At 69.1% G+C, this 3,619-nt stretch carries 3 protein-coding genes; 1 reads left to right on the top strand and 2 read right to left on the bottom strand.

The window, feature by feature from the left end:
• Positions 1–304: 304 nt before the first annotated feature.
• Complete coding sequence (locus KDK95_RS34185) at positions 305–1,231, top strand: aminoglycoside phosphotransferase family protein (RefSeq protein WP_212522513.1); 927 nt, start codon at positions 305–307, stop codon at positions 1,229–1,231.
• Between the two features lie 88 nt (positions 1,232–1,319).
• On the opposite strand, the gene KDK95_RS34180 is transcribed toward KDK95_RS34185, so the two are convergent.
• Together KDK95_RS34180 and KDK95_RS34175 are read right to left on the bottom strand one after the other, a co-directional pair.
• Positions 1,320–2,216, bottom strand: a complete 897-nt coding sequence (locus KDK95_RS34180) for an aminoglycoside phosphotransferase family protein (protein ID WP_212522512.1) — start codon at positions 2,214–2,216, stop codon at positions 1,320–1,322.
• A gap of 155 nt (positions 2,217–2,371) precedes the next feature.
• Positions 2,372–3,619: diflavin oxidoreductase (locus tag KDK95_RS34175; RefSeq protein ID WP_372463431.1), on the bottom strand; the 1,248-nt coding region annotated here is incomplete at its 5' end.

The raw sequence follows: 3,619 nt of genomic DNA, 5'->3' as shown, positions 1-3,619 counted from the left end.
GGGCTCCAGTTGAGCTCGGCGCGAGCAACCACAAGGCCCGCACCGAGCTCAACTGGAGCCCGAAGCGGCCCACCTGGCGAACCGGCTTCGCCGAGTCCTGAGGCCCGGGACCGAGCCGTCGGACCTCGGAGGGTAGTCGGCGATAGCGGCCCGTGCGGGCTTTCGGCACGGGGAGTTGGTCGGGCGCCTGGCTGAGGGGTAAAGACCTGGTGGATTGAGCGCGATGCGAAAATCTGCCCCGGGCCTTTCCACGAGCGGGAGATATTCGCTGGTCCTGCTTGCAGTACCCAGCGAGACTTTCGAGGTGAAGCTTCACAAGGATGAGATCGCGGTCGACGAGGTCCTGGTTCGGTCGCTGCTGGGCGCTCAGCGTCCAGAATGGGCCGGCCTGCCGCTGATGCCAGCGGGCGCGGGCACGGACAACACCATGTACCGGCTGGGCGATGAACTGCTTGTACGACTTCCGCGCACGCCCGAAAATGCACGCTCTGTGCTCAAGGAGCAGGTGTGGCTTCCCCGTTTGGCGCCCCAGCTCTCCTGCCCGGTGCCGGCGCCGGTCCATATCGGGACGCCCACCGATGCATTTCCCCTCGCGTGGTCGGTGTACCGGTGGATCGAAGGCGACGAAGCCGCCGCGAATACCGTCGGGGATTGGGCAGCCTTCGGAGCCGACTTGGCGGCGTTCGTCGAGGAGCTGCACGGCGCCGACCTCATGGGAGCGAGGCCCGCGGACGGCCTCGACTGGTATCGCGCCGGCGGCCTGAAGCCGTGCGATCCGTGGATCAGCGCCTGTTTCGATGACTGCCGAACCCTCGTGGGTACCGAGCTGGACATCGACGCCCTGGAACGGTTGTGGCGAGCCGCTCTCGCGCTGCCCGACCCTTCCGCATCGCCTGTCTGGCTGCACGGCGACTTGAAGCCGAGCAACGTGGTGGTCTCGGCCGGCAGATTTCACGCGGTCATCGACTTCGGCGGACTCTCGATCGGTTTTCCGGACGCCGAGCATGCGACCATCTGGGACTACCCCGCCGAAGCGCGCCATGCCTACTGGGACAGCCTGAATCTGGATCCGGAGACATGGGCTCGCGCCCGTGCCTGGTCGATCGCAGTGGCCCTGAGCGGGATCTCCTACTATCGGGAGACCTTTCCCGCCTTCGTCGCCGAATGCCGTACGCGGCTCCAGGCAATCCTGGCCGACGCCGCGGGGCGTCAGGCGGCAGCGGCGAGTTGAAGGGTTCCGAGCCCTGAGGCCGACCGCCGCATCAGACGCTGCTCAGCCCGACCGCTGCATCAGACGCCGCTCAGGCCGGCCGCTGCATTCAGACACCGCTCAGGACCCGGTCGAGTGCTGCGCGGCCTGCGGGTCCCCACGTCGGCTTGCCGCCTGGCAGGCCCCGGTCTCCGTTCTGGCCCATCAGCATGAGGAACAGGCTTTTCAGCACCGCCAGCCCGCGGGCGCGGCGGATCGTCGCCTCGTCCGCACGCGCGTAGGCGTCGAAGAACCGTGAGGCGAAGCCTGCGGGAAGGAGCACCCATGCGGCCGCGAGGTCCCATGCGGGATCGCCGGCGAAGAGGGCGCCGAAGTCGATCACACCCGAGAGTGTTCCGTCCGAGACGACGACGTTCGCGGGATGGAGGTCACCGTGAACCCAAACCGGTGGCCCCTGCCGCTCGGGGGCCGCCACCGCGTCATCCCAGACCGCCCGGACTCTGCCAGCGATGTCGGCTGGGACGACGGCCTGAAAGTAGCGCTCGAAGGCGTCTGAGCACTCCTTGGGGTGATGGCCGCGGTCCGAACCTGGCGGTGCGTCGGCGGGCGCCTCCACGTGGAGCGCTTTGAGGAAGTCCGCCAGCGTGTCGGCCGCGTGCCCGCCGCGGCTGATCGCGGCGTAGTCCAGCGGCTCGCCTGGGACCCAGGTCATGACGGTCCAGAGCTCGGGGAAGCGTGCGGACGGTTCTCCGATCCGCACGGGGCGCGGGACCGGCAGCGGTAGGCGCGGGGCCAGAATCGGCAGCCACCGGCGCTCCGTGCGTTGCATGTCGGGGGCGCCCTCCGTACGCGGCATGCGGACGGCCAGCTCGTCCGCGACGCGCCACAGCTGGTTGCTCCACCCGCCTGCGACTTCGCGAATCTCCAGGCCGGCGAGATCCGGATGCTGCTCCCGCAGCAGGTCACGGACGAGGTCGGCGGTGATCTCTATCTGGGAGTCGGTCATGCGAACCCACGTTACCGAGGCGGGCAGGTTCGAGGACGCCGTTCAGGACGCGCCCGGGCCCGGCACCCGGCACCCGGCACCCGGCGCGCCAGGTGTCGGAAGCGTCGTGGAGCTGGGTGATTGTCGCCTCTTAGCTTGGCCTACTACGTGGCCTGCTAGTAGACGTCCCGGACGTACCGCTTCTCGGTGACCAGCCGCTTCACGTACGTGTCGGTGGCCTGGGCGGTGAGGCCGCCGTGGGTGGTGATGATGCCGCGCAGGGCGCGGTCCACGTCCTTGGCCATGCGAGAGGCGTCGCCGCAGACGTAGAAGTGGGCGCCGGCCTCAAGCCACGTCCATAGGCGGTGGCCGTGCTCCTGCATGCGGTCCTGGACGTAGATCTTGTTGCGCTGGTCGCGTGAGAAGGCGGTGTCGAGGTGGTCGAGGGTGCCGTCCTCGGTGAGGGCGGCGAGGTCGTCGCGGTAGTAGAAGTCGGTGGCGCGGTGCTGCTCCCCGAAGAACAGCCAGTTGGGGGCCGCGTGGCCTTGGGCGCGGCGGTCGTGCAGGAAGCCGATGAAGGGAGCGACGCCGGTGCCTGGGCCGACCATGATCATCGGAGTATGGGGGTCGGCGGGCGGGCGGAAGTGGGGGGACGGTTGGACGTGGACGGTGATGGGCGTGCCGGGCTCGGCGTCGGCGAGGTAGGCGGAGCAGACGCCGTTGCGCCGGCGGCCCAGGGCGCTCTCGTAGCGGACGACCGAGACCGTGAGCGAGACCTTCGTCGGGTCGGTGCGGGGGCTCGACGATATCGAGTACTGACGGTTCTGCAGCCGTTTGAGGGATGCGGCCCACTCCTGCGGGTTGGCCTGGACGGGGTACTCGGCGAGCACGTCGGCCGCCTGACGGCCCCACGACCACTGAGAGAGCTCGCCCTTGTTGTCCGGTCGCAGGAGCTTGCGGAGCATTCGGTCGCCGTTGCGATCGGCGATGAAGGCGAGCAGGCCCGTGGTGATCTTCGAGATCTCGAGGTGGCGCAGCAGCGCCTCGCGGAACGGCACCGCGCCTACGTGGTCGATGTCGACGAGGGTCTCCGCATCGGCGCTGGTGCCGGTCAGCGACAGCCACTCCTCGACCAGCGCGACGTCGTTCACCGGACGGATGCTGAGCGCGTCGCCCGCCTGATACGCCAGGGGGTTAGCGCTCAGGTCGAAGGTGAACCGGCGCACCTCCTTCGTGGCGCCGGGCAGGCTGAGCAGTTCGTTGCCGATGAGCGGGGCGCAGACGGTGACCGGGGCCGAGCGGGTCTGGGGTGACGGCGATGAGCTCGGGGATGACGACGGGGACAGCCCGGTACGGGGGATAGCCGCGATGGAGGAGATCGAGGACGTCGACGACGTGGTCGCGTCGCTGACCGACGAGTCCCC

Source organism: Actinospica acidithermotolerans (assembly GCF_018139625.1).
GTDB lineage: Bacteria > Actinomycetota > Actinomycetes > Streptomycetales > Catenulisporaceae > Actinospica > Actinospica acidithermotolerans.
This window is presented reverse-complemented; position numbering and strand designations above follow the sequence as displayed.

Excerpts from the sequence above, each read along its gene's own strand:
- KDK95_RS34180 (WP_212522512.1), bottom strand. The coding sequence starts at position 2,216 with ATGACCGACTCCCAGATAGAGATCACCGCCGACCTCGTCCGTGACCTG.